25 protein-coding genes are annotated in these 25625 nt (G+C 39.6%); 1 reads left to right on the top strand and 24 read right to left on the bottom strand.

Features of this window, described 5'->3' with window-relative positions; all coding sequences use genetic code 11:
• Position 1 precedes the first annotated feature (1 nt).
• The 14 genes from LC090_RS07535 to rpsU form a co-directional block, all read right to left on the bottom strand.
• Complete coding sequence (locus tag LC090_RS07535) at positions 2-964, bottom strand: PhoH family protein (protein WP_226656836.1); 963 nt, start codon at positions 962-964, stop codon at positions 2-4.
• Positions 965-970: 6 nt separating this feature from the next.
• Complete coding sequence (yqfD, locus tag LC090_RS07530; protein WP_226656835.1) at positions 971-2158, bottom strand: sporulation protein YqfD; 1188 nt, start codon at positions 2156-2158, stop codon at positions 971-973.
• A 45-nt stretch (positions 2159-2203) separates the two neighbouring features.
• A complete protein-coding gene (gene yqfC / locus LC090_RS07525) occupies positions 2204-2494 on the bottom strand; it encodes a sporulation protein YqfC (protein WP_226656834.1) in 291 nt (96 codons plus the stop codon).
• 159 nt (positions 2495-2653) lie between these two features.
• Positions 2654-3313 carry a phosphate signaling complex protein PhoU gene (gene phoU / locus LC090_RS07520; protein ID WP_226656833.1) on the bottom strand — a complete coding sequence of 220 codons (660 nt, stop codon included), beginning with the start codon at positions 3311-3313 and terminating at the stop codon, positions 2654-2656.
• Positions 3314-3328: 15 nt separating this feature from the next.
• Complete coding sequence (gene pstB / locus LC090_RS07515; RefSeq protein WP_273850836.1) at positions 3329-4084, bottom strand: phosphate ABC transporter ATP-binding protein PstB; 756 nt, start codon at positions 4082-4084, stop codon at positions 3329-3331.
• A 105-nt stretch (positions 4085-4189) separates the two neighbouring features.
• Positions 4190-4930 carry a phosphate ABC transporter ATP-binding protein PstB gene (gene pstB / locus LC090_RS07510; RefSeq protein WP_226658408.1) on the bottom strand — a complete coding sequence of 247 codons (741 nt, stop codon included), beginning with the start codon at positions 4928-4930 and terminating at the stop codon, positions 4190-4192.
• A gap of 70 nt (positions 4931-5000) precedes the next feature.
• Positions 5001-5888 (bottom strand): phosphate ABC transporter permease PstA, encoded by an 888-nt coding sequence (gene pstA / locus LC090_RS07505; protein WP_226656832.1) that lies wholly within the window; start codon positions 5886-5888, stop codon positions 5001-5003.
• A complete protein-coding gene (pstC, locus tag LC090_RS07500) occupies positions 5889-6827 on the bottom strand; it encodes a phosphate ABC transporter permease subunit PstC (RefSeq protein ID WP_226656831.1) in 939 nt (312 codons plus the stop codon). It lies immediately after the preceding gene.
• 115 nt (positions 6828-6942) lie between these two features.
• Positions 6943-7875, bottom strand: coding sequence for a phosphate ABC transporter substrate-binding protein (locus LC090_RS07495; RefSeq protein WP_226656830.1), 933 nt, complete (start codon positions 7873-7875; stop codon positions 6943-6945).
• A 330-nt stretch (positions 7876-8205) separates the two neighbouring features.
• On the bottom strand, positions 8206-8646 hold the full coding sequence (locus LC090_RS07490; RefSeq protein ID WP_226656829.1) for a hypothetical protein: 441 nt from the start codon (positions 8644-8646) through the stop codon (positions 8206-8208).
• A 35-nt stretch (positions 8647-8681) separates the two neighbouring features.
• Positions 8682-9671: a flotillin-like protein FloA gene (floA, locus tag LC090_RS07485; RefSeq protein ID WP_098444295.1), complete on the bottom strand. Its 990-nt coding sequence runs from the start codon at positions 9669-9671 to the stop codon at positions 8682-8684.
• Between the two features lie 21 nt (positions 9672-9692).
• Positions 9693-10979, bottom strand: a complete 1287-nt coding sequence (locus tag LC090_RS07480; protein ID WP_226656828.1) for an NfeD family protein — start codon at positions 10977-10979, stop codon at positions 9693-9695.
• Positions 10980-11386: 407 nt separating this feature from the next.
• Entirely contained in the window at positions 11387-11830 is a 444-nt protein-coding gene (locus LC090_RS07475) for a GatB/YqeY domain-containing protein (RefSeq protein WP_226656827.1), read from the bottom strand.
• A 17-nt stretch (positions 11831-11847) separates the two neighbouring features.
• On the bottom strand, positions 11848-12024 hold the full coding sequence (gene rpsU / locus LC090_RS07470) for a 30S ribosomal protein S21 (protein ID WP_224593651.1): 177 nt from the start codon (positions 12022-12024) through the stop codon (positions 11848-11850).
• A gap of 261 nt (positions 12025-12285) precedes the next feature.
• On the opposite strand from rpsU, the gene LC090_RS07465 reads away from it, so the two are divergent.
• Positions 12286-13218 carry a Na/Pi symporter gene (locus LC090_RS07465; protein ID WP_226656825.1) on the top strand — a complete coding sequence of 311 codons (933 nt, stop codon included), beginning with the start codon at positions 12286-12288 and terminating at the stop codon, positions 13216-13218.
• Between the two features lie 45 nt (positions 13219-13263).
• On the opposite strand, the gene deoC is transcribed toward LC090_RS07465, so the two are convergent.
• The 10 genes from deoC to lepA form a co-directional block, all read right to left on the bottom strand.
• Positions 13264-13935: a deoxyribose-phosphate aldolase gene (gene deoC, locus LC090_RS07460; RefSeq protein ID WP_226656823.1), complete on the bottom strand. Its 672-nt coding sequence runs from the start codon at positions 13933-13935 to the stop codon at positions 13264-13266.
• A 54-nt stretch (positions 13936-13989) separates the two neighbouring features.
• Positions 13990-15345: a tRNA (N(6)-L-threonylcarbamoyladenosine(37)-C(2))-methylthiotransferase MtaB gene (gene mtaB / locus LC090_RS07455; protein WP_226656821.1), complete on the bottom strand. Its 1356-nt coding sequence runs from the start codon at positions 15343-15345 to the stop codon at positions 13990-13992.
• A gap of 4 nt (positions 15346-15349) precedes the next feature.
• Complete coding sequence (locus LC090_RS07450) at positions 15350-16102, bottom strand: 16S rRNA (uracil(1498)-N(3))-methyltransferase (RefSeq protein ID WP_226656819.1); 753 nt, start codon at positions 16100-16102, stop codon at positions 15350-15352.
• 12 nt (positions 16103-16114) lie between these two features.
• Entirely contained in the window at positions 16115-17059 is a 945-nt protein-coding gene (gene prmA / locus LC090_RS07445) for a 50S ribosomal protein L11 methyltransferase (protein WP_226656817.1), read from the bottom strand.
• A 92-nt stretch (positions 17060-17151) separates the two neighbouring features.
• A complete protein-coding gene (gene dnaJ, locus LC090_RS07440) occupies positions 17152-18261 on the bottom strand; it encodes a molecular chaperone DnaJ (RefSeq protein ID WP_226656815.1) in 1110 nt (369 codons plus the stop codon).
• 347 nt (positions 18262-18608) lie between these two features.
• A complete protein-coding gene (gene dnaK, locus LC090_RS07435; protein WP_226656813.1) occupies positions 18609-20441 on the bottom strand; it encodes a molecular chaperone DnaK in 1833 nt (610 codons plus the stop codon).
• A gap of 31 nt (positions 20442-20472) precedes the next feature.
• Entirely contained in the window at positions 20473-21045 is a 573-nt protein-coding gene (grpE, locus tag LC090_RS07430; RefSeq protein ID WP_226656811.1) for a nucleotide exchange factor GrpE, read from the bottom strand.
• Positions 21046-21137: 92 nt separating this feature from the next.
• Positions 21138-22178: a heat-inducible transcriptional repressor HrcA gene (hrcA, locus tag LC090_RS07425; RefSeq protein ID WP_224593624.1), complete on the bottom strand. Its 1041-nt coding sequence runs from the start codon at positions 22176-22178 to the stop codon at positions 21138-21140.
• A gap of 202 nt (positions 22179-22380) precedes the next feature.
• Positions 22381-23523: a radical SAM family heme chaperone HemW gene (hemW, locus tag LC090_RS07420; protein ID WP_226656809.1), complete on the bottom strand. Its 1143-nt coding sequence runs from the start codon at positions 23521-23523 to the stop codon at positions 22381-22383.
• Between the two features lie 103 nt (positions 23524-23626).
• A complete protein-coding gene (gene lepA / locus LC090_RS07415) occupies positions 23627-25459 on the bottom strand; it encodes a translation elongation factor 4 (RefSeq protein WP_226656807.1) in 1833 nt (610 codons plus the stop codon).
• Between the last annotated feature and the right edge of the window lie 166 nt (positions 25460-25625).

The following is a 25625-nucleotide window of genomic DNA, read 5'->3' as shown; positions in this document are numbered from 1 at the left end:
CTTATTTCGTTTCATGTTCGTATGCATCAATAATACGTTGAACTAATGGATGGCGGACAACATCTGTCTGCTGAAGGTAAATGAATGAGACATCTTTTACTCGCTTAAGAATTTTTTCTGCTGCTGCTAAACCCGATTCTTTTCCTTTTGGAAGATCGATCTGTGTAATATCCCCAGTTATAATCATTTTTGAGCCAAAACCTAATCGCGTTAAGAACATCTTCATTTGCTGAGACGTTGTATTTTGGGCTTCATCTAAAATGACATAACTGTCGTCAAGCGTACGACCTCGCATATACGCCAGCGGAGCAATTTCGATCGTACCTCTTTCTATAAGACGAGTTGTTTGTTCAACACCCAGCACGTCATGAAGGGCATCATATAATGGACGTAAATAAGGATCAACTTTTTCCTTCAAATCTCCTGGCAGAAAGCCTAAACTTTCTCCAGCTTCAACTGCTGGACGAGTAAGAACAATTTTCTTCACTTGATTGTATTTCAGTGCTGTTACCGCCATAACCACTGCAAGATACGTTTTTCCGGTTCCAGCTGGTCCAATACCAAACACCAGGTCAGTTTTTTTCATCGCCGATACATAATGGCGCTGACCAAGTGTTTTCACCTTAATCGGCTTTCCCTTTGCATTTGTAGTGATTTCCTCTTGATAAAGCTCTAGAAGCTGGTCAAGCATCCCCTGTTGCACTAATTGGCATGCATAAACAACGTCTCTCCCAGAGATACTCGCTCCTCGTTTAATAAGGGTGTGAAGGGTATGCACAACTTCTTTTACCATTGTTACATTTTCTTCATTCCCTCTAACAGATATGCCTTCTCCACGAGTCACAAGTGACACTTCAAGTGCTTCCTCGATTATCTTTAAATGCTCATCGCCAGGGCCAAATAAGCTTTGAGCTTCATTAGAATTTTCTAGCTGTAATGTAAGATCAACATAAGATTCTGACAATAGACCTCAATCTCCTTGAATAATCGGTATGTCTTTCCCAATCTCTTCGATAATTTCATAGTGTATCTTTACGTTTACTTTACCATTCTCTACCTCATGGTGCAAAATCTTTTCCTCTTTAATTTCTGCTTTTTCTGAGGTTTTATTGAGAATGTCTTCTCTACTAACCTGACTAGCTGCCAAAAGCGCTTCCTTTTCTGTATACTCTCTTGTTACTTCTTTGGTTTGGAGAAGCTCTTTTGTTTGAAAGGACAGAGGAATTTCCCATTTTAAGAAACGTAAATTCGTTTCCTGTACTATTGTTTCAAATTGAGAAAACTCCGGATTAGAAAATCCCCAAACCGGGAGATGAAAACCAAAAAATCCAACAGAAAATTTTGTTTTTCTTTCTCCAGTATTCGTTTTAAATGTTGATTTTAAAGGAATAGATACGTTTGTGACGTACCAAGTTTTCCCATAAACTTCTCCTCGCGCAGGGACAAGTTCGCTTTTTTCTTCTTTCCCAATAAATCCTGAAATGAGGAGCTGACCAGGTTTAACATAGTCATTTTCTTTTACTTGAACCTGGCCTTCCTCTACATATATTTTAGTAATAATAGCTTTTTTATCCGCAACGATGTGCCTTGCATTTAAGGCAGGCTGTTTTTCAGGCAATTGCTTTTGAACGACTTCAAAGTGATACGTTGAACCGCTTCGTTTCACACCCACCCAGGTAATTTCTTCAAGACTTTCAGTCATTTTCTGCTGTAGTTCCTGATTGGATGGCAACTGAAATATAAATTCTCCTTTTTTCACCCCAAGTTCTTCAGCCACTTGCTTTAACTTATGCTCTACTTCAGGTGTAGCACCATTCACTGTGATCGACCACACCATATTCGATAAGATCAAAATGAGTAAAATACAGCTGACGATCCCACTCAGGAAACCTCTAGAGTAGACCACTTTTTTCACCAAAAAAGGAAACCCTTTTCGAGCAGTAATGCGAACTTTACATCTTGTCCTCTTTAAATGCGGCCTGATTCGTTTAATGTCAGCAGTATAGAGGGATAAAAGAATCGTGTCATTGTTCACACGTGAGATGTTCCAAATCGGAATGTTATATTCAATACAACGATTAATGAAAAGCTCTGTATACGACCCGACTACTTTGATTCTTACATATCCAGAAAAGAGTTCTTTAATATATTCCTTCATAACAGCCTCCCGTATAGTCAGCCCGAGAATATCGTAAGGCTTATATCAGTTTTTAGGTTTATCTAAGTAGGAAACATGTTCAATTTTACCTTCAAGTAAGATTTCCTCGGGAAGGATGGTTTTCAACATAAAATCGGATCCTTTAATAACCAATTGTCCATTTTTAAGAAGAAGGCGAACTTCATCATTAGAGAATTTGAGAACACCTTGATGATTCTCTATGTAGATATGCAGCTGCCCAACCATTGTGATCCGCGGCAAATCCATGACCGCATCTGCAGGAAGCTCTAATCTCCTCGTTAACCAACTTTTTAGATTGTGCTTCCATTTTGCCATGGATACTCCCCCCTCTCCTCTAATCTTTATGACCGAAACCACAAAACTATCCCACTTACATGAAAGAACAAATCCTTGAAACGTTTGGGAAATAAAAGATATTTTGAACACAAAAAAACCCCTGCCAGAAGTTTCTGACAGGGGAATAAGCTTTTTCATTTAGTCATTTAAATCGTATGAAACACCTTTAACTAAATAGAAGATGCTTTCACCAATGTTCGTAATGTGATCTGCATAACGCTCGATATATCTGGAGGTAAAGGCCATTTGCATAATATGTTGAATTTGCTGAGGATTATTAGCTGTTTCTTCTAATAGCTCTCTCGTCACTTCACCATATTTCTCATCAATCTTATCATCATTTGAAGCCAATTCTTTCGCTAGTGAAATGTCCTCAGTTTCGTAGGCTTTCCTCGCAATATCCACCATACCCATAGCAAGATTCGCCATTTCTCTTATTTCAGGATTGATCGTGATATTATGATGAGCACCTAATCGTTTTGTTGATTTCGCAATATTTTTAGCATGATCAGCCATTCTTTCTAAATCCGCTGAAATTTTAATTGCAATGATCAAACGACGAAGATCAGTTGCGACAGGCTGCTGTTTAGCAATTAGGATCATGGCTGTTTCATTGATCATTTGCTCTTTCTGATTAAAAAAGTGATCATTATCTATAATGGATTGTGCCGAATCGATGTCTTTTTCAAATAGCGCATCAACAGATTTCTTTAAAACGTTCTTGGTATCTTCTGCTAATTCAGCGATTTTCACCTGTAATTCATTTAATTCCTCTGTAAAGAAACGTCTTGTCGTCATCTCCAATTCCTCCTATTAACCGAATTTACCACTAATGTAATCTTCTGTTCGTTTATCCATTGGATTAGAGAAAATCTTATCCGTTTTATCAAATTCTACAAGATCGCCATTTAAAAAGAATGCTGTTTGATCAGAAATCCTTGAAGCCTGTTGCATGTTGTGTGTAACGACAACAATCGTGTATTTGTCTTTCAAATCATGAATTAATTCTTCTACTTTTAGAGTTGAGATTGGATCAAGAGCAGACGTAGGCTCATCCATTAAAATGACATCAGGCTCTACAGCTAGCGCACGAGCTATGCATATACGTTGTTGTTGTCCACCTGAAAGACCAGTCGCGCTTGTATGCAAACGATCCTTTACTTCATCCCATATAGCAGCTTGCTTCAAACTCTTTTCAACGATTTCATCCAACTTTTTCTTATTTCTGATACCTTGAATTCGCACTCCATAAATAACATTCTCATAAATAGACTTTGGAAATGGATTGGGATGTTGAAAGACCATTCCTACATTCGTTCTTAGCTCTTCCGCCCGATAATTTTCTAAGATATTATTACCATTATACTTTATCGTGCCAGATACTCTTACTTTAGGGATCATTTCCACCATTCGATTAAGCATTTTAAGAAATGTTGATTTTCCACACCCTGAAGGTCCGATAATTGCCGTCACTTCACGATAAGGAATCTTCATACTTACTTCAAATAGTGCCTGGTTATCTCCATACCAGAGATTTAAATTCTCGACCTCATAAGAATAATTCCCCATATGATTTCATTCCTTTACATTTTCATAAGAATTTTTTCCGATTGCTTGTATAATAAACGCAATGATTGCATTCTTTTTTAAAGTTGTAATGATACTATTCGCGATTCAGCTAAATTTCCCTGTTAAATATTCTTCCGTTCTTTGTTCTTTCGGATTTGTGAATAACCGAGAAGTCTCACCATACTCAATCAATTCTCCGTTGTACATAAAGGTAGTGTAATCAGAAATTCTCGCAGCCTGTTCCATATTATGAGTAACAATTGCAATCGTATAATGCTTCTTTAATTCAATAATTAAGTCTTCTACTTTAGCACTAGAAATAGGATCCAAAGCAGATGTTGGTTCATCTAATAAAAGTACCTGTGGTTTCAATGCAAGAGCTCTTGCAATACATAAACGTTGTTGTTGCCCGCCTGATAAAGATTGTGCAGAGCTATTCAAACGGTTTTTTACTTCATCCCATAAAGCCGCCTGTTTTAAAGCCGTCTCAACGATACCCTGTATTTCACTCTTTTTAGTACGATAAAACTTTAGCGCATGGGTTAAATTTGTGATAATCGGTTTCGGAAATGGATTTGGTTCCTGAAACACCATGCCAATTTCTTTTCTTAAAGAGACCACATCGATTTTTTTATCCAAAAGATTAACGCCATCATACATGATTTCGCCTTTGTAATGAGCACTATCAATTTGGTCATTCATTCGATTAATCGTTCTTAATAAAGTCGATTTTCCGCAACCAGAAGGACCAATAAAAGCAGTCACTTTATTCCCTTCGATCGGCATTGAAACGTTCTTTACTGCTTCCTTTTCTCCATAAAAAACACTTAGATTTTTAATATCCATTAAAGGGGAAACGGCATTCGCTTCCTTCTTTTCTTTACCTAGATCGCTTGCTTGCACGACGCGTCAACTCCTATTTTTTACCAGATATTTTAGCGAAGATAAATCCGCCAATAATTCTTGCTGATAAATTAAATATTAATACAAAAATGATCAAAACTGCCGCTGACCCATTTGCAATCTCAAGAACATCTGGCATAATCCCCTGTGAGTTAACTTTCCAAATGTGAACAGACAGCGTTTCTGCTGAACGAAATGGATTAAGCGGAGATGTCGATTCAAAAGGATTCCAATTTGTAAAATTCAAATTTGGTGTTGAAAGACCAGCTGTGAATAATAGCGCAGCCGCTTCACCAAAAACTCGGCCTGCTGAAAGAATCACACCTGTTAAAATTCCTGGAAAGGCAGCTGGAACTAGAACCGTTTTGACAGTGTGCCAATGTGTTATACCTAAAGCCAAACTTGCATTTTTTTGTTTTAACGGAATCGAACGAATCGAATCCTCTGTTACACGTACAATAACTGGTAAATTAAAAACGGTTAACGCTAGAGCACCAGCAATAATGGAGTACCCTAACCCCATGTACTGTACAAATACGAGTAAACCAAACATACCTACTACTATTGAAGGAAGAGAAGAAAGAACCTCTACACTTGTTCTGATCACATTTGTAATTTTTCCGGGCTTAGAATATTCTGCTAAATAGATACCGCCGAGAACGCCAAGTGGAACGGAAAATAGCATGGTCATCATCAGAATATAAAACGAATTCCATAGCTGATTCTTAATCCCTCCACCTTCCTGGAATGAACTAGAATTTGAGCTTAGAAATGACCAATCTATTTCAGCAAAACCATTCGTAAGAATATAGCCTAATAAATATACTAGAGTTGCTATCATAACTACAGCACATAAAATAAATACTGAAGTTGCAATGTTATTACTTATACGCCTGTTCATTTAAACTTTCCTCCTTGAGGATATAAAACGGATAATAATAATAAAGACATAAGACATTACTAGTAAGATCAACCCTAAGGACCAAAGCAAATTATTATGCAAGCTACCATACGTTGTATGTCCCATGCTTAAAGTAATAATTGATGTTAATGTTGCCGCCTGATCTGTAATCGATTCAGGTAAGGCTTTTGAGTTACCAATTACCATTTGTACAGCTAAGGCTTCACCAAACGCTCTCGCCATTCCAAGTACTACAGCTGTGGCGAGGGATGGCATTGCTGCTGGTAGAATCACTTTATAAATCGTTTGCCATCTTGTGGCGCCCAAACCATACGATGCATCTTTAATATCCTGTGGGATAGATTTTAGTGCATCTGCAGAAATACTTGTGACAGTAGGTAGAATCATAACACCTACAACAATCATACCTGCTAATAAACTAAAGCCTATTCCACTGGAGTGCTCTCTTATAAGTGGAACAATAACGGTTAATCCTATAAGTCCATAAACTACCGAAGGAATTCCTACTAGTATTTCAATAACAGGTTGTAATACTTTTTGACCCCATGTTTTCGCAATCTCGGTCATAAATATCGCACTACCAATGCCAAGGGGAGCAGCAAATAACGCAGCAAGGAATGTTACCGAGAAAGATCCGAATATAAATGGGAATGCTCCATAAGACACGTCCCCTTCTCCTGAAGGACTCCACGTTAGACCTGTTAAGAACTCACCTACATTCACACCATTTACGATAAAGGATTGTAGCCCTTTTATTGTTAAAAACAAGGTAATTGCGATCGTAGCGATAATAATTAAAGCTGCGCAAGAATATACTACAACTTTCCCTCTTAACTCATTTCTTTTAACTGACCCATTTTTATTTTTGATTAGTCGATGAGTTGAGCTGGAGGTTGAAGAATGATTAATGTTAGACATAGCGATCCTCCTATTTATCATGGGAAACGGGCTGACCCCCACACTGGTTTTTTAAGAACCAGGATACAGAGCCAACCCTATTAATGTTTCCTATTTAAAACTTATTACAATTATATTATAGATCTGATTGATTACCTTCAGCGTCACGTTCAACTTTCATTTTGCTTGCAGGGATGTAGCCTTGGTCAGGTACAAGTGAAGTTTGAACTTCGTCGCTCATCATGTAATCAAGGAATGCTTTTTCAAGACCTTCTGGCTCACCTTTCGTATACATGTGCTCATAAGCCCAGATTGGGAAATCACCTGTTGTTACGTTCTCATCAGTAGCTTCAACGCCGTCAATAGCCATTTTCTTTACATTTGAATCAGAGCTATCATCGAAGTAAGAGAAAGCAAGGTAACCTACAGCTCCCGGAGTATCATTAACGATCTTTTTCACAGTGTTTGAAGAATCTTCTGTAATTCCTTCAGCTGGAGTAGCACCATCTAGACCAAATTCATTAAATGTTGCACGAGTACCAGAACCATCAGGACGGTTAACTAGTTGAATTTCCATATCTTCTCCGCCAACATCTTTCCAGTTAGTCACTTCACCAGTAAATACTTTAATAAGGTCTTCTTTAGAAATGTCAGTAACGCCAGCTTCAGCATTTACCGCTGCAGTCATACCTACAACTGCTACTTTATGATCAACAAGCTCACTTGCTTCAATACCTTCTTTTGACTCAGCGAAGTAGTCCGCATTACCAATATCGAAATTACCAGCTGCAACTTCAGAAAGGCCAGTACCACTACCGCCACCCTGAACGTCAATTTGAGCATCTGGGTTATTTTGTTGGAATTGTTCAACTGCAGCTGCTGCTAGAGGTTGAAGTGCACTTGATCCACCTACGATAATAGAACCTGATACAGCTTCTGATGATCCTTCTTCGCCACCGTTACCATTAGATGAATTAGAAGAATTCTCATTTCCGCCGCCACAAGCAGCAAGTACTCCCATTACTAAAACGAAAGTAAACATAATTGCTAAGCTCTTGAACTTCTTCATTTCTTTGTAACCCCCATTTATTCTGTAATTATTATCAGCTGGCTTGACCAACTCACAAATACAATACTAACCGAAGATTTTTAACTCCATATGAATCGAATGTAAAGGTTTTGTAAATTGCCGAATTTGTAGTTTTAAAAAAGAAATTCGTCAATTTTCAACTTCGTTAAAAGCATCTTCAGGTCATTAAAGGTAGTATGCGCTCTCACTTCTCAGTTTAACCATTAATAATTGTTCTTTTTAATTGTTTATCGGTAAATGCCGAAAAAAGGACATAAAAAAACAGGCTGGAAAGGGTTCACCTAACAGCCTGTTAAATCAATTTAATTCTTATTTCCTTTGGTATCTTGCACTGTTATTGAAAGAATGAGGCTTCTTAGATCTTGGCGGGCCCAGAATCTCTGACCAAAGCACACCATTTCTCACATCATTTTTACTTATAGATAAACTTCGATGTTTCTTATTACTTTGTTTTCGAACAGATCTCTGCACTTTTAAGTCATACTTTGGTTTGTCGCGATCGGATATTCGCTCTAACGCTTCTTGGTATGCACTAACCTTATCAGCCTTGTTCCCATGACTTTCTTCAGCATGGCTCGGAGAGCTGTCAGAATGTTGTTTATTTCCTACTTCTGCCTGACGACGCGCTTGAGGGGGCTTCTTACTTTGATCCTCTTCATTTCCCATACGCTTAAAGAAACTAACGATTCCTCCTATAGCGATAATGACAAATACAATATTATTTAGCAGCAACTCAATCAGATTATCCACTACTGTCACCACCCGAACAGAAGGTAATTAAGAATTTAGCGATCATCCTCATCTTCTTCCTGATTCGGCTTACCGATCATGTCTCTCATATCCGTGTCTGCTTCAATGTTCTTCAGATTCATATAATCCATCACACCGATGTTACCAGAACGAAGCGCTTCGGCCATTGCCATTGGTACTTCCGCCTCTGCTTCCACTACCTTCGCACGCATTTCTTCTACTCGAGCCCTCATCTCTTGCTCTTGTGCTACTGCCATGGCACGACGTTCTTCTGCTTTTGCCTGTGCAATATTCTTATCTGCCTCAGCCTGATCCGTTTGTAGAACTGCACCAATGTTTTTACCGATATCAATATCCGCAATATCAATGGATAGAATCTCAAACGCTGTTCCTGCATCTAGTCCTTTTGATAAAACTGTATGAGAAATCATATCAGGATTTTCAAGAACTTTTTTGTGATTTTCAGATGAACCAATCGTACTTACAATTCCCTCACCTACACGTGCAATGACAGTATCTTCACCAGCTCCCCCTACAAGACGATCGATGTTGGCACGTACGGTGATTCGTGCTTTTGCTTTCACTTCAATCCCATCCATCGCAACACCTGCGATAAATGGTGTTTCGATAACTTTTGGATTTACACTCATCTGTACGGCATCTAACACATCTCGACCTGCAAGGTCAATTGCTGCACAGCGTTCAAAGCTAAGTTCAATATTAGCTCGATGCGCCGCTATTAGCGCATTGACAACGCGGTCAACGTTACCGCCAGCCAGATAATGACTTTCTAATTGATTTGTGTTTAATTCAAGACCTGCTTTTACTGCTTTAATTAACGGGTTGATAACGCGCGATGGAATAACGCGACGAAGCCTCATACCTACAAGGTTAAATATACTCACGCGAACTCCTGCTGCAAGTGCTGAGATCCACAACATGACAGGTACAAACGTAAAGAGTATAGCTAAACCAATAATGACTAACCCTACAATTACCAATAATCCTAATGTACTAGTGTCCATTATTTTCCTCCCTGTTACCCCTTATTTACTTGCTCTTACAACGACTCTAGAGCCATTCGTTTTCACAATTTTCACTTTTGTGCCAGACGGTAAATAACCACCTTCAGTCACAACATCCATACGCTCATCTCCAAAATCTGCAATGCCAGATGGCCTAAGCGGTGTCACGGCTGTTCCTTCCATACCTACTAACTCATCTCGAGTAGTGTTAGATACATACCCTAACTCTGTTTTTGTTGAATCGGAAAGAATGATTTTTTTGAAGAAACCTCGATAGCCAAAGATCCGAATAAACAGGTAGGAACCACCAACTGTAACTGCAACCGCGATTAGAATTGCTAATAAGACGTATTGCATTGATTGCCCTGAAGCTAGAACGATACTCGCGACTACCCCAATCGCGCCAAGAACACCGAATATTCCAAACCCTGGAATAAACACTTCCACAACAATGAGCACAACCCCTACAATTAATAGAAGCAAGGATTCCCATCCGGCAAACCCGGCAATCATATGACCAAAGAAAAAGAGAAGTAATGCACCGGCTCCCATAAATCCTGGCACGCCAAATCCAGGTGAATACAGTTCCAATACTAGCCCGAGACTTCCAATTGATAATAAAATCGGGATAATAATTGGATTTGTTACGAATCGAGCAATTCTTTCTGCAATACTCACTTCAGCATTACTAATTTTGGCATCTTCAAGATCAAGCATGCTAAGTAATTCGGTGCGATCCTCTGCTATCCCTTCTGCGTATCCTACCTCTACTGCTTCCTGGTCACCAAGTGTTAGAAGTTCTCCTTTTGGAGCGTTATAATCCGGTAGGTCGACGTCTGGATCAGCCATAGCTAATGCATACTTCGGATCGCGATCATTGAGCTCTGCAGCCGATTTCATTGCAGCGTGCCAAAAAGACTCGGCTTTTTTGTCAGCTGCATTTCCTGCCTGGTCAATAATAGCAGCAGACCCCATTAAAGCACCGGGTTCCATAATGATTTGATCAGCATTCAATGCAATATAAGCTCCCGCTGAAAGGGCACGATTGGATACATAGGCTGTGATTGGGACTTCTGACCCTTTCATGATTTTAGCGATGTTATCGGCAGCATTTACTGCTCCACCAGGTGTATTAATCTCTAATACAATATGATCAGTGCCCTGATCCTCCGCATCCTGAATTGATCGCTTTAGAAAGGCCTCTAATCCACGTTCCACTTCTTGTTCTACAGGAATAAATGTAACAAGATCACCCTCGCCTTTACTTAATACAACATTTCCTGCAAACGGAAGAATAACCATTATCATGAAGCAAACAGATACAAAGAAACGCATTGTATTTTTTATGATTGTGATCCCTCCCTCCAGCTATTTAAGTATACGGATGAGGCCAACATAAAGTTTCAGTCTTATGTAAAATAATTAATTTTAGTATGACAAATTAAGTTACCAATTACTAGTTTATAAATAAATATACGAAAACTAGCCTCAATTATCTAAATAAAATTGACGTAAAAAGATATGAATTATAGAAAAACACGCCCTGTTCCTACAGGACGTGTTTGCGCTTAATCATATTTATCCCACGCTTAAAGCGAAGTTCTATCATTTCCTTTTTCAGTTTAAAAAAGAAAAATCAACTTCACCTCAAGGTTCGATTGTTTCAACTAGTCACCTTAAGGAAATACGTCATCTCCTAAGTTGAAAGTATCACTTTATGATAAGTTCTTTTGTACAAGACGATTAACAAGTCCGCCGTCCGCTTTGCCTTTTACACGAGGCATAAGCGCACCCATTACCTTACCCATATCTTTCTTAGAAGAAGCTCCAGTTTCAGAAATCACTTCCTGAACAATCTGTTCAACTTCCTCTTCAGAGAGTTGTTTCGGCAGGTAGACAGATAAAATCGACAGCTCTTCATCGAGATTCTGCACAAGATCACTTCGACCAGCTTTTTCAAATTCAAGGAGGGAGTCTTTGCGTTGCTTGACTTCGCGAGTGAGAACGGTAAGTTCTTCCTCTTCAGTTAGTTCATGCCCCAATTTAATGGATTCATTTTGAAGTGAAGATTTCACCATCCGAATAACAGATAGTTTGTGTTTCTCTTTGTTCTTCATCGCTACTTTCATATCTGCTGTTAAACGGTCATTTAGACTCACTGACCTAACACCCTCTCTTAGAACTTACGCTTTTTCCTTGCTGCCTCAGATTTCTTTTTACGCTTTACACTTGGCTTTTCATAGTGCTTGCGCTTCTTAACTTCAGCCAAAGTGCCTTCTTTAGAAACCGTTCTCTTGAAGCGACGCAGAGCATCATCGATCGACTCGTTCTTACGCACGCGAGTTTCCGCCATCTCTATCCCTCCCTCCAAAACATACACAATCATAACACATGACTTTCTATCAAAGACATGTCACCTGCAATTATAATACATCCCGTCCGGTTTATCAACAATTCTTTGATTAAATTTCTTTTTAATCCTTCTTTCCTATTTTGAAAATGAGAAGACTCACTTGTTTCCATATAAAACGGAAACACCTTTATCAAAAAATAACGAGCATGTAGATGGAATCTTGTCCATAAACTTTATAACGGAAAGGAGAATTTGTGAAAAATGAGTCCACAATTCGCCTCTTTTATCGTCTTTATAAGTATCTTTCTTTTTGGAATGAGCATACTTCGTGTTGGGTTAAATTCGATTTCCACTACTAAGTTACAGAAGTGGCTTTATCTTGCCTCTTCCACACCAGTTCGTGGTTTACTAACAGGAGCACTTGTCACCGGCATCTTACAAAGCAGTTCTGCCGTTATGGTCCTAACCATCAGTTTGATTGCGGCTAGGCTACTTACATTTAGACAGTCCATCGGCATTATTCTTGGTACAAATATCGGCACCACACTAACTGCGGAATTAATGACGCTTAATCCAGATCACCTTGTATTACCCTTATTACTTGCCGGGTTTATTTTGCTTCAAATTCGCCATCAGCTAAGTTTTAGTTTAGGAACTGTATCCTTTGGACTAGGTTGCATTTTTGTAGCGATGCATGGACTAGAAGCGCTAGCCATCCCTTTATCTACCCTTTCCTTTTTTGAACACGTGATTTACGAAACAAATTCTAGTTTGCTATATGGAATAGGCATTGGAACTTTACTTACTGCTCTTATCCAATCAAGTTCAGCCACAACAGGTATTACAATGGGGTTTATTAATCAGGATCTCCTTTCCTTGCCCGCAGCTATCGCGATTCTATATGGATCAAATGTTGGGACATGTATTACTGCATTAATAGCTAGTATTGGTAGTAGCAAGGAAGCAAAACTTGCCGCCTATGCGCACGTTTGGATCAACCTTATTGGCGTCATCCTATTCTTTCCATTAATTGGCTTCTTCGGCTCATTAGCAGCAAGTTTAACCTCTTTACCTGACGTCCAACTTGCACATGTTTCCATTTTATTTAACGTGCTTTCAGCACTTTTGTTCTTACCTTTTACACGGTTGCTCGCCTTATCAATCGAAAGGTTACACAATTATAGATTGAACTGAAAAACCATCACTTCTTATGCTAGAAGTGATGGTTTTTCATATTAATTAATAATCTGTATCAGCCGTTTCACCTTGAACAATTTTCACTCCGGCACTCGCACCGATACGTGTAGCACCAGCATCAATCATCGCTTGAGAACCTTCTAAATCACGAACGCCTCCAGATGCCTTTACGCCAATGTTTGGTCCAACTGTTTTTCTCATCAGCTTAATATCTTCTACTGTCGCTCCACCAGTTGAAAAACCTGTTGAAGTTTTTACATAATCAGCACCCGCGTTAACGGAAAGCTCGCATGCACGTGTTTTTTCTTCATCTGTTAAAAGACATGTTTCGATAATAACTTTTACAAGCGCTTTGCCTTTTGCTGCTTCAACAACAGCTTTAATATCTTGCTCCACCAGTTCATTGTTACCGTCTTTAAGTGCGCCGATATTAATAACCATATCAACTTCAGTAGCACCTTTTTGAATGGCATCAGTTGTTTCAAATGCTTTTGTCTCAGTTGTAACGGCTCCTAATGGAAAACCGATAACGGTACAAACTTTCGCTTCTGCTCCTTCTAACTTCTCGGCAGCAAGAGACACCCATGTAGGGTTTACGCAGACAGAAGCGAAGTTAAATTCTCTTGCTTCTTCACAAAGTTTTTCAATTTGCTCTCGACTTGTATCCGGTTTAAGCGCTGTGTGGTCAATCATTTTTGCTAGTTCTTTATTCATGATCGTCATCCTTCCAATTCTGTTTAAGTAACCTGTTCCATCAGACTTCTACCTTTAAAATGAAGCAACGGCAGCTGTTGGCTCATCCTCGTTCATAACACGAACAAATTGTCCTTCATTATAAGGGTATCCAGCTTTTGTAATTTTCACTTTAACAATTTTCCCAATCATCTCTTCAGAGGCTTCGAAAATCACTTTCATATAGTTCGCTGAATAGCCAACGTATAAGTCTGAATTCGGATCATCTTTGTATTTTTCCTCAGGAATTACCTCAAGAACTTCTCCTTCATAGTGAGACGCATACTCTTTTGCAAGCTGATTGGATAGCTCAATTAAATGATGAACTCGCTTATTCTTAATTTCATCATCAACCTGGTCTTCCATTCGAGCAGCCGGTGTACCCGTACGCTTAGAAAATGGAAAAACATGAAGTTCTGAAAATTTATGCTTTGCAATAAAGTCATACGTTTCTTTAAATTCTTCCTCTGTTTCACCAGGGAAACCTACAATGACATCCGAAGTAATCGCAAGTCCTGGAAGTGCTTGTTTCAAACGTTCCAGCCGCTCTCCAAACATTTCCATTGTATATTTTCTTCTCATACGCTGAAGCACTGTATTTGATCCTGATTGAAGAGGAATATGCAGGTGCGGAACCACTTTTTCAGACTGATTTAATACGTCAATCACTTCATCAGTCACCTGACTTGCTTCTATAGAAGAAATACGAATTCGTTTCAAACCTTTTACTTTTTCATCAAGATCACGAAGAAGCTGAGCAAAATTATAATCCTTTAAATCTTCTCCATATCCTGCTGTGTGAATACCAGTAAGTACGATTTCTTTGTAACCCGCATCTACGAGTTGCTGTGCTTGTGTAATGACAGCTTCAGGTTCACGAGATCTTAGCAGACCTCTCGCCCACGGAATAATGCAGAAGGTACAAAAATTGTTACAGCCTTCCTGGATCTTAAGAGATGCACGTGTACGATCAGTAAATGCAGGAACTTCAAGTTCTTCATATACACGTGCTTTCATTATATTTCCTACGCCATTTACAGGCTCTCGTTCGCGTTTGTATTGCTCAATGTAATCAAGCATTTTAACGCGATCCTGTGTCCCCACTACAACATCCACACCAGGAATTGCCATAATTTCAGCAGGTGACGTTTGAGCATAGCAACCCGTAACGCAAATCACCGCATCCGGATTCTTACGGATTGCTCGACGAATGACCTGTCGGCTTTTCTTATCCCCCGTATTTGTAACGGTACAAGTATTTATAACGTAAACATCAGATGCATGATCAAACTCCACCCGCTCGTAATCATGATCTTTAAACAACTGCCAAATCGCTTCCGTTTCATAGTGATTCACTTTACAACCTAATGTATGGAATGCAACTGAAGGCATATCATCACCTCGTTAATTCAAAATGATAAGAAATCGCTGCTAGTACATACATAGCAGCCGTTTCTGTACGTAAAATTCTAGGACCGAGTCCACATGATGAGAACCCAGCTTTTTTCAAAGCATCGACTTCATTTTCTGATAGTCCACCTTCCGGACCAAATACAACCATGATTCGGTCGTTCCGATTTGCCTCGTGAAGCGTTTGAACGAGCTTAGCAGATTCTCCTGCTCTTGCTTCTTCTTCGTAAGCAATTAATTTATAATCATATGATTGGCTTATCTTAATCAGTGAAGATAGAGAATGAGGCATATCAATAGCTGGAATCGTTGTGCGATGAGATTGCTCGGCCGCTTCTTTTGCAATTTTTTTTAGTCGCTGCAATTTTTTAGCGCTTTTTTGCTCATCCCATTTTACAACAGAACGTTCGGCTTTAAAAGGGATAAACTGATCTGCACCAAGCTCTGTTCCCTTTTGGATGACAGTTTCAAGTTTGTCACCCTTAGGTAACCCCTGTACAATTGTTACATTAACAGTTAAGCGCTTTTGCTCGTCAAGCCACTCTTTTGGAATTGCTTTGATGACATCAGGTGAAATTTCATCTATTTCGCAGATCGCTGATTCACCGTCTTCTGTACAACAAATAATTTGATCACCAGCGGTCATCCTCATCACTCTTGAAATATGCTTGACATCTTCCCCTTCAATCATAACATGATCCTGATGAAGCTGAGATTTAGAAATAAAATATCGTTGCATCAAATTCTCTCCTTAAGCGTGAGGCTTCCTCGCAATAAACGCGACCCAATCTTCCATTTGTAACGTCTCTTCGATTTCCAGACCCTGATCCATAATCGATTGTTTCACTTCTTGCTTCTTAGCAGTAATAATACCAGAAGTAATAAAAGCTCCACCTGGCTTAAGAACCCTTGCAACGTCATCTGTAAAACGAACAATAATTTCTGATAGTAAGTTCGCTACAATCACATCATAGGACTCTTCCACACCTTCTAGAAGGTTATTTTGACTTACATTAATTTTGTGATGAACTTTATTAAGTTTCGTGTTTAGGGCAGCGCTTTTAACGGCTATTTCGTCAAGATCCAGAGCATCTACTGAATCTGCTCCCAAACTCGCTGCTGCAATACTTAAGACCCCAGATCCGGTACCAACGTCAATGACACGCTGACCTGGCTGAATAATTTTCTCAAGTGCTTGGACGCATAACACCGTTGTCGGATGCGTACCCGTTCCAAATGCCATACCAGGGTCTAACTCAATAATAATTTCATCTGTTGTCACCGGCTGATAATCTTCCCATGTCGGTGTAATAGTGATGCGTTCAGAGATTTTGACAGGTTTATAATATTTCTTCCATGCTGTAGCCCATTCTTCTTCATTCACTTCACTAATTTGAACAGTATTATGACCGAGATCAATATCATAGACAAGCAATCCATTAATGGCTTCTTTGATTTGTTCAACCGTTTCACCAAGAAAACTATTAACAGGTAAATACGCTTTTAAAATAACGCCTTCCTCAGGATAATCATCAGGATTAAGCTGATAAACCTCTCCGAAAGTAGTATCCCATACTTTCACAAGATCCATCGGGTCTTCAATCACTACCCCACTGGCTCCTGCTTCATGTAGAATGTTGGATACCGCTTCAATCGCTTCGTTTGTTGTATGAATGCTTATTTCAGACCATTTCATTCATTGCCCACTCCTCTTTTGGATCCTTTTTTTCGGAAAGGAAACAGGCAGGCCATAATGTACGGCCTGCTTGCTACCAGCTTTCATCTTGCTTATTCTCCCTTAAATGCCTTTTTAACTTTCGAGAAGAAGTTCTCATGTTGTTCATCAGGCACCTGTCCGGAAATTTCACTAAATTCACGTAGAAGATCTTTTTGACGCTCGGTTAAGTGTTTAGGCGTAATCACTTGAATTTTCACATGCTGATCTCCCTGACCGTATCCTCTAACGTTCTGAATGCCTTTACCTTTCAAACGGAAATTCGTACCACTCTGGGTTCCAGCTGGAACTTTAAGTTTCACTTTTCCATGTAGGGTCGGAACTTCAATTTCATCACCTAGACCCGCTTGAGAGAACGTGATCGGCATTTGACATAGTACATCATCTCCGCTACGTTCGTAAAAATCATGTGATTTCACATAAACCACTACAAACAGATCTCCTGGAGGGCCACCATTAACACCGGCTTCCCCTTTTCCGGTAATGCGGATTTGTTGACCTTCATCAATACCAGCAGGAATTTTCACGTGAATCTTTTTCTTCACTTCCACTTTTCCTTTACCACGGCAAGTCTTACACTTTTCCTTAATAAGCTTACCTGTACCTTCACAGTGGTGACAAACACGACGGTTAACAACTCGACCAAATGGCGTGTTTTGTTCAACGTTTAATTGACCTGCACCACCACAATGATGACACGTCTCAGGCGATGTTCCAGGTTTCGCACCTGAACCATCACAGGTAGAACATTCCTCTTCTTTTGGTATATAAATATCCGTTTCTTTACCAAAAGCCGCTTCTTCAAATGTTAATTCCATCGAATATTGAAGGTCTGCACCCTGTCTTGGCGCGTTTGGATTACGTCGGCCACCGCCACCAAAGAACATATCAAAGATGTCGCCAAAGCCGCCAAAATCAGCGCCGCCGCCACCAAAACCTTGATTCGGATCCGCATGCCCAAACTGGTCATACTGAGCTCTCTTCTGTGAGTCGCTTAATACTTCATACGCTTCTGTCACTTCTTTAAACTTTTCGTCTGCACCAGGTTCCTGATTAATATCAGGATGGTATTGCTTAGCAAGCTTGCGATAAGCCTTTTTCATTTCAGCTTCCGAAGCATCTTTGCTAACGCCAAGCACTTCATAATAATCTCGTTTACTCATCGTATCCACTCCCGATTCTCTTCACATAACGTTTATCATATCATTGAGTTTATACGCTCTGCAATACTATATCGTTAGCACCAGTGAACGTTACTAGTTACCGAAGGATAAACTCCCAATAGCTCCATAAAGAAAATGGTGCCGACAAAAGGTTATTTTCCTACGATTACCCAAAAAGTTCAAACCTATCATGTATGGAAAAAAACGTGACTTGTGATTTTTTCTAAACTCTAAAACCATTTCATTGAACCTTTTAACGCCACTTCGTCAAAAAGTGGTTAACCAATTAGACGAAAAAAGTCAAAGTCAAGATACGCCTGACTTTGACTTTTTTTCGTATCATTTTCTTACTTTTTGTCGTCGTCTACTTCTTCGTATTCAGCGTCAACAACATTATCATCAGCTTGTTCTGCTCCTTCAGCTTCACCTTGTTGCGCCTGTTGAGCTTGAGCTGCTTGCTCATATACTTTCATTGAAAGAGCTTGAACGATTTCTTGAAGCTCATCTTTCGCAGTGCGAATAGCTTCAATGTCGTCATTCTCAAGAGCTGCTTTCACTTTATCTTTCGCTTCATTTGCTTTTGTTACTTCTTCTTCCTCTACTTGACCTTCAAGGTCTTTAAGAGTCTTCTCAGTAGTAAATACTAGCTGATCAGCTTCATTGCGAGTTTCAACTTCTTCACGACGCTTCTTATCTTCTTCAGCGTTCGCTTCAGCGTCTTTCACCATGTTTTCAATCTCGTCATCAGAAAGACCGCTTGAGGATTTAATGGTGATTGACTGCTCTTTATTCGTACCAAGATCCTTCGCCCGAACGTTAACGATACCGTTTTTGTCGATATCAAATGATACTTCGATTTGAGGCGTTCCTCGTGGAGCTGGAGGAATATCAGTCAACTGGAAGCGACCAAGTGTTTTGTTATACTGAGCCATTTCACGCTCACCTTGTAGGACGTGAATGTCTACTGAAGGCTGGTTATCAGCCGCTGTTGAGAACGTTTGTGACTTACTTGTAGGAATCGTTGTATTCCGCTCAATGAGTTTTGTAAATACGCCACCCATCGTTTCAATTCCAAGAGAAAGTGGTGTTACATCAAGAAGGACAACGTCTTTTACGTCACCAGCGATTACACCTGCTTGAATAGCTGCACCAAGAGCAACCACTTCATCAGGGTTTACCCCTTTGTGTGGATCTTGTCCAGTTTCTTTCTTAATCGCTTCTTGAACTGCAGGAATACGAGTAGACCCACCCACAAGAATGACTTTGTCAAGTTCAGAAGGAGACATTCCAGCATCTTTAAGAGCTTGACGAGTAGGAGCCATTGTGCGCTCTACTAGGCTTGCAGAAAGTTCTTCGAATTTAGCACGAGTTAGGTTTAGCTCAAGGTGTTTAGGGCCTGAAGCGTCCGCTGTGATAAATGGAAGAGAGATTTGTGTTTGCGCTACTCCTGAAAGATCTTTTTTCGCTTTTTCAGCAGCGTCTTTCAAACGTTGTAGTGCCATCTTATCTTGAGCAAGATCTACACCAGTATCTTTCTTAAATTCAGCAACTAAGTGATCAATGATCACCTGGTCAAAGTCGTCCCCACCAAGACGATTGTCACCAGCAGTTGACTTAACTTCAAATACGCCTCCACCAAGTTCAAGGATTGATACGTCAAACGTACCACCACCAAGGTCAAATACGAGAATCGTTTGATCTTCATCTTCTTTATCAAGGCCGTAAGCAAGTGCTGCAGCAGTTGGTTCGTTTACAATACGCTCTACTTCAAGACCAGCGATTTTACCAGCATCTTTTGTTGCTTGACGCTCAGCATCGTTAAAGTAAGCAGGTACTGTAATAACCGCTTTTTCAACGCCTTCTCCAAGATAATCTTCAGCATAAGATTTTAGCTTTTGAAGAATGATTGCAGAAATTTCTTGAGGAGAAAATGATTTACCCTCAACATCTACTTTATGATCAGTACCCATATGACGCTTGATCGATTGAATTGTGTTTGGGTTTGTAATTGCTTGACGTTTCGCAACTTCACCTACAAGGCGTTCCTCATCTTTAAATGCAACGACAGATGGCGTTGTACGACTACCTTCTGGATTCGGGATAACGGTAGCTTCTCCGCCTTCCATTACTGCAATACATGAGTTCGTTGTACCTAAGTCAATACCGATAATTTTACTCATTACATTCTACCTCCTATTTCTTAATATGTAGTTAAGAGCTTACCTTTACCATTGCTGGTCGAAGGACGCGATCGTTTAATTGATAGCCTTTTTGTAAGACCTCTACAACCACATCTGAATCATGTTCATCTGATTCAACCTGCATAACAGCCTGATGGAGATGCGGGTTAAATGCTTCTCCGACAGTACCAATTTCTTCTACACCTTCATTAGCAAGTGCTTCTTTCAATTGACGATACACCATTTCCATTCCAGTTAGCAATGACGTTACTTGCTCGCTATCGCTTTGAACAGCTAACGCACGTTCAAAATTATCGATTGCTGGAAGTAATCCTTCAGCTAATTTCTGAGAACGGTATTTTGCATCTGCACTACGTTCTTCACGTGTTCTACGGCGGAAGTTATCGTATTCTGCCTGAGTGCGCATATATTTATTCTCAAGCTCTTCTACTTGCTGTTGCAAGTTCACAAGCTCTTCATTTTCATTGGTTTCAGATACTTCAATCACTTCAGGTTCATCGTTCTCTTCAGCATTTTGCTCAAGATTCTCTTCCTCTTCCGTTAGAAGTTCTTCTTCCTCTTGATGACTGTTTTGCTTTTCCACGAATTTCACCTCCCTATCGAAATATACCAAATCATTCGCTCATAGAAAAGGATGGAAGAAATGTTTCTCCCACCTTCTACACTATTACCAAATTACCAGTGTTTGAAACTTTGATATCGATCTGTAAGTGTCTTAGTCAGATCATTTGCAAGGAAACCTAGAATGCTCATTGACCGATGATATTCCATTCTAGTCGGTCCAAGTAAAGCAATGGAGCCCATTCTTTTTCCTTCAATAAAATAATCTGCTGTAACAATGCTACAGTGCTGCATCGCTTCAAGATCATTCTCTTGCCCTATTTTAACTTCAATCCCGTTTTTCTCCGGACGAAGAACATTATACATGACTTCATCCTGTTCGAACGTATTAAGTAATAACCTGACTTTGTCTATATCTTTAAATTCAGGCTGAGTCAGAATATTTGTCTTACCTCCATAGTAAACTTTTTCTGCATTTGTATAGAGGAAAAGACTTTCAAGCATTGTATTCACTTGATTGTAATTCTCGATATGTTTCTTCAAAACAGTCGCCATTTCTTTCATCATAGTAGACTTCAAGGAAATAAGTGGAACATCCCTCAAGCGCTCATTCATGATGTTAACAACTTTTTCAATATCAGACATACTAACTGATGGTGGTATTTTCATGGTTCGATTCTCAACGTGCCCGCTATCAGCAACTAATATCACGACAGCCGTATCCTTAGACAGTGGGATAATTTGTATCTGGCGAAGCCTTGTTTCAAAAACTTCCGGTCCAAGAATAATTGACGTATACTGCGTAAGTTCGGAAAGGATACCCGCTGATTGCTGAATCACTTTTTCTACTTCCACCATTCTCTCCGCGAAAAGAGAATGAATGTTATTCACATCTTTTTTAGAAAGCAAAGGTGGAGATAGAAGATGATCGACATAAAAACGATAACCTTTTTCAGAAGGGACTCTGCCTGAAGAGCTGTGCGTTTTCTCGATATATCCCATCTCTTCCAGATCAGCAAGCTCATTGCGTATAGTGGCAGAGCTAAATGTTACGTCTTCACGTTTTGAAATTGTTCGTGAGCCAACGGGTTCAGCCGTTTGAATATAGTCGTTAATTAACAACTGCAAAATGAATAGTTGACGTTCTGTTAACATCTCCTCATCACCTCTGTTAGCACTCTAAGGTACTGAGTGCTAAATCTAATAATAAGGTAACAGAAACTTATTTTAGTTGTCAATCATTACGTTAACCATTATTGTACCCAAACAATATTTTTTATGAAAAGGAGAGAAATAACACGATCTTCCCCCTAAAATAAACCGTTTTATTCAGTCATTCTCTCTTGCCTCAAAGAAATTAAATCGCAAGAAATTCCTGAAACACTTCGTTTCCTAAAAAGAACCCTTGTTCTGTTAAGGTAATGTGTGTACCAGTGTCTTGTATAAGTTGATTTTGAACTAACTTATTGATTTGCTCACTAAATACATCTTCAATCGAATGATTGAATTTCTTTTGAAACGCTTCTTTTGAAACGCCTTCTTTCATGCGTAGGCCCATAAACATTTCTTCTTCCATTCGCTCGTTTTCCGTTAGAACGTTATCATCCATATATGGAAAACCACTTTCATCGATCTTCGTCATATACTGCTTAAGAGGACCGGCATTTGCTCTTCTGACCCCATCGATATAGCTGTGAGCACCAGCGCCTATTCCGTAGTACTCGTTATTCTTCCAATAAGTAATATTGTGTTTGCTTTCAAAACCCGGTTTTGCAAAATTGCTAATCTCGTATTGCAATAGACCAGCTTTTTCAAGACGCGTTATTAGCATTTCATACATATCAGCTTCTGCTTCTTCAGTAGGAAGTGGTAATTCACCTTTACGCCATTTATTGTAGAAAACCGTTTTTTTCTCGACTTGTAAGGAATAAGACGAAATGTGCGTGATTCCTAATTCAATCGCTTTTGTAATTGACTCTGAAAACTGATGAATGGTTTGATCTGGTAAACCGAACATAAGATCTAAAGAGAGATTCACAAAACCTTCGTTCTGTGCCATCTGAACAATTTCCCCAATTTCTGCAACTGAATGCCCTCTCCCAAGTTTATTTAGGAGAGAATCCTGGAATGCTTGAGCTCCTATACTTAAGCGATTTACACCATAAGCTTTCATAATTCTTAGCTTCTCAGGTGTGACGCTCCCTGGATTTGCTTCCATCGAAAATTCAATAGAATCACACAGATAAGGGCCAAAACGATTTTGAACATCTTTCAAAAAACGTTCTAGCTGCTCCTCATTAAGCGCGGTAGGAGTGCCTCCCCCTACGAAGATAGTCTCAATACGATCTGTAGGAAACTGTTCAAGAGTATGCTTCATTTCCAAATCCATATGAGCTAAATAATCATCTACAGGCTGTCCCTGCATAAACACTTTATTAAAATCACAATAGTGACAAATATAATCACAAAAGGGGATGTGTAAATAAACAGCGTTAACCATTTCAATCACTGCTTTCTAACATAATGTAAAGACCGCAGAAACGCTCTGCGGTCTTCTAACCTACATAGTATAAAAATCAACTCAGTACTTCAACTAAAGCACCTTAATTATTCTTTGTATTATCCTGGCGAAGAACAGCCATAAATGCTTCCTGTGGCACTTCGACTTTTCCTACCGTTTTCATTCGTTTTTTACCTTCTTTTTGTTTCTCAAGAAGCTTACGTTTACGTGAAATATCGCCACCGTAACACTTTGCAAGTACGTTTTTACGCATCGCTTTAATGGTTGATCGCGCAACAATCTTTTGCCCGATAGAAGCTTGGATCGGCACTTCAAATTGCTGTCTTGGAATAAGATCTTTCAAAGTTTCTGTAATGTCTTTCCCGCGATCATAAGCAAAGTCTCTGTGAACAATTATAGAAAGTGCATCAATCTTTTCAGCGTTCAAAAGAATATCCATTTTCACTAGGTTCGATGCTCGGTAACCAATCAATTCATAGTCAAAGGAAGCATATCCTTTCGTGCTTGACTTCAATTGATCGAAGAAATCATATACGATTTCAGAAAGAGGAATATGATAAACGATATTGACACGACTTTCATCCATATACTGCATGTCAATGAAGTCACCGCGTTTGCCCTGACACAATTCCATAATCGCTCCAACATAGTCGTTAGGTGCCATAATCGTTGCTTTTACATAAGGCTCTTGTACCTCAGCGATGGATTGTGCATCTGGCATCATAGCAGGGTTATCGATAATAATTTCTTCCCCATCAGTCAGTTTCACCTGGTAAATAACACTTGGCGCTGTCGTAATGAGATCAATGTTAAACTCTCTTTCAATTCGCTCCTGAACAATCTCCATATGAAGAAGTCCAAGAAAACCACAGCGGAAACCAAAACCTAATGCCTGTGAGGTTTCTGCTTCATACTGAAGGGAAGAGTCATTAAGCTCCAGGCGTTCAAGTGCTTCACGAAGGTCATTGTACTGTGCCGAATCTACTGGATACAAACCACAATACACCATCGGATTCATTCGGCGATATCCGGGAAGTGGGTTTGCAGCTGGATTTTTCACTGATGTAATCGTATCACCTACACGAGAGTCGCCCACATTTTTAATGGCAGCAGTAAGGAATCCTACATCACCAACAGAAAGTTCCTTTTTAGCAACTGGCTTCGGATTAAATACACCTAGCTCATTCACTTCAAACTCTTTTCCTGTAGCCATCATGCGGATTTTATCTCCGACTTTTACAGACCCTTCAGTAATTCGAATATATGCAACGACCCCTCTATACGGGTCATAGAGTGAGTCAAAGATAAGGGCTTGTAACGGACCTTCAGGATCTCCCTGTGGCGCTGGCACTTTTTCTACAATTTGTTCTAAAATGTCTTCGATACCAATTCCAGACTTAGCAGAAGCGAGTACAGCTTCAGAAGCGTCCAAACCGATAACATCTTCTACTTCTTGACGCACTCGTTCAGGCTCTGCACTCGGCAAATCAATTTTATTGATAACTGGAAGGATTTCTAGATCATTATCGAGTGCCAGATATACGTTTGCTAACGTCTGGGCTTCAATCCCCTGTGCTGCGTCGACAATTAACAGTGCTCCTTCACAGGCTGCAAGGCTTCTAGATACTTCATAAGAGAAGTCGACATGACCGGGTGTATCGATTAAATGAAAAATGTATTCTTCTCCATCTTTCGCTGTATAAGTAAGCTGAACAGAATTCAGTTTAATCGTAATGCCTCGTTCACGTTCAAGATCCATCGCATCAAGCGTCTGATCTTTCATTTCACGGTCAGTTAACGCACCTGTCCGTTCTAAAATACGGTCGGCAAGAGTCGATTTCCCATGATCAATATGTGCGATAATGGAAAAATTTCGAATCCTGGACTGTCTTTTCAATTTTTCTTCAAGGTTCATCTACTAATCACTCCTAAGGCGAAACTACGCTAGTATAGATTATAGCAATACCGCTGTCTAGATTCAATCCGCAATCCGCCTATATCTTCGAAGTCCAACTTCCCCCTATCTTATTTCATTAAGGTATTAAAGGTATAGCAAACCAAAAAAAGGGCACAACCGCGCC

This window comes from Guptibacillus hwajinpoensis (assembly GCF_020524165.1).
In the GTDB taxonomy this organism is placed as follows: domain Bacteria; phylum Bacillota; class Bacilli; order Bacillales; family Guptibacillaceae; genus Guptibacillus; species Guptibacillus hwajinpoensis_D.
Note: the sequence above shows the minus strand (reverse complement) of the source record. Positions and strands in the feature narration are given on the sequence as shown.

Coding starts and splice junctions, on each gene's coding strand:
- yqfD (WP_226656835.1), bottom strand. CDS start 2,158: ATGAAGGAATATATTAAAGAACTCTTTTCTGGATATGTAAGAATCAAA.
- yqfC (WP_226656834.1), bottom strand. CDS start 2,494: ATGGCAAAATGGAAGCACAATCTAAAAAGTTGGTTAACGAGGAGATTA.
- phoU (WP_226656833.1), bottom strand. CDS start 3,313: ATGACGACAAGACGTTTCTTTACAGAGGAATTAAATGAATTACAGGTG.
- pstB (WP_273850836.1), bottom strand. CDS start 4,084: ATGGGGAATTATTCTTATGAGGTCGAGAATTTAAATCTCTGGTATGGA.
- pstB (WP_226658408.1), bottom strand. CDS start 4,930: ATGGATATTAAAAATCTAAGTGTTTTTTATGGAGAAAAGGAAGCAGTA.
- pstA (WP_226656832.1), bottom strand. CDS start 5,888: ATGAACAGGCGTATAAGTAATAACATTGCAACTTCAGTATTTATTTTA.
- pstC (WP_226656831.1), bottom strand. CDS start 6,827: ATGTCTAACATTAATCATTCTTCAACCTCCAGCTCAACTCATCGACTA.
- LC090_RS07495 (WP_226656830.1), bottom strand. CDS start 7,875: ATGAAGAAGTTCAAGAGCTTAGCAATTATGTTTACTTTCGTTTTAGTA.
- floA (WP_098444295.1), bottom strand. CDS start 9,671: ATGGACACTAGTACATTAGGATTATTGGTAATTGTAGGGTTAGTCATT.
- LC090_RS07480 (WP_226656828.1), bottom strand. CDS start 10,979: ATGATAATGGTTATTCTTCCGTTTGCAGGAAATGTTGTATTAAGTAAA.
- rpsU (WP_224593651.1), bottom strand. CDS start 12,024: ATGGCGGAAACTCGCGTGCGTAAGAACGAGTCGATCGATGATGCTCTG.
- LC090_RS07465 (WP_226656825.1), top strand. CDS start 12,286: ATGAGTCCACAATTCGCCTCTTTTATCGTCTTTATAAGTATCTTTCTT.
- deoC (WP_226656823.1), bottom strand. CDS start 13,935: ATGAATAAAGAACTAGCAAAAATGATTGACCACACAGCGCTTAAACCG.
- mtaB (WP_226656821.1), bottom strand. CDS start 15,345: ATGCCTTCAGTTGCATTCCATACATTAGGTTGTAAAGTGAATCACTAT.
- LC090_RS07450 (WP_226656819.1), bottom strand. CDS start 16,102: ATGCAACGATATTTTATTTCTAAATCTCAGCTTCATCAGGATCATGTT.
- prmA (WP_226656817.1), bottom strand. CDS start 17,059: ATGAAATGGTCTGAAATAAGCATTCATACAACAAACGAAGCGATTGAA.
- dnaJ (WP_226656815.1), bottom strand. CDS start 18,261: ATGAGTAAACGAGATTATTATGAAGTGCTTGGCGTTAGCAAAGATGCT.
- dnaK (WP_226656813.1), bottom strand. CDS start 20,441: ATGAGTAAAATTATCGGTATTGACTTAGGTACAACGAACTCATGTATT.
- hrcA (WP_224593624.1), bottom strand. CDS start 22,178: ATGTTAACAGAACGTCAACTATTCATTTTGCAGTTGTTAATTAACGAC.
- hemW (WP_226656809.1), bottom strand. CDS start 23,523: ATGGTTAACGCTGTTTATTTACACATCCCCTTTTGTGATTATATTTGT.
- lepA (WP_226656807.1), bottom strand. CDS start 25,459: ATGAACCTTGAAGAAAAATTGAAAAGACAGTCCAGGATTCGAAATTTT.